1 protein-coding gene is annotated in these 330 nt (G+C 58.5%); it reads right to left on the bottom strand.

The features are described 5' to 3' along the window. Positions 1-313, bottom strand: a 313-nt coding sequence (locus ACYP33_RS20490; RefSeq protein WP_459623671.1) for a hypothetical protein, incomplete at its 3' end; no start/stop codon positions are given. Positions 314-330 lie beyond the last annotated feature (17 nt).

The following is a 330-nucleotide window of genomic DNA, read 5'->3' as shown; positions in this document are numbered from 1 at the left end:
TCAGCAGCTTGTCGTTCAGCTTTTTCCAATCGGCTTCCTCGCTGAAATCCGCCACGTAGTGCGTCAGATTGGCGGCCTCGGGCGCGAAACCATTCGGCACCGCACCGCCGTTCATCGCAGCGGCCACATCCAGTTTCTGCATCCGTGGCTCGGGATGTTTTTCCAGATCCGAGAGCACCTGTGCGCTGAAGCGATAGCGGGTAAAGGCCATCCACACATGCGGCACGTATTTCGGTCCCGAAATGGCAATCGTTTGTGCCGCCGAATCGCTGTGTATCGGCCAGCCGCATGTCTTGTTCAGCGGTTGGTCCATCGGCTTCGGCGGAACAT

It is taken from the genome of Burkholderia sp. 3C (assembly GCF_054589155.1).
The sequence above is the reverse complement of the archived record's forward strand: the minus strand, read 5'-3'. Positions and strand labels throughout refer to the sequence as shown.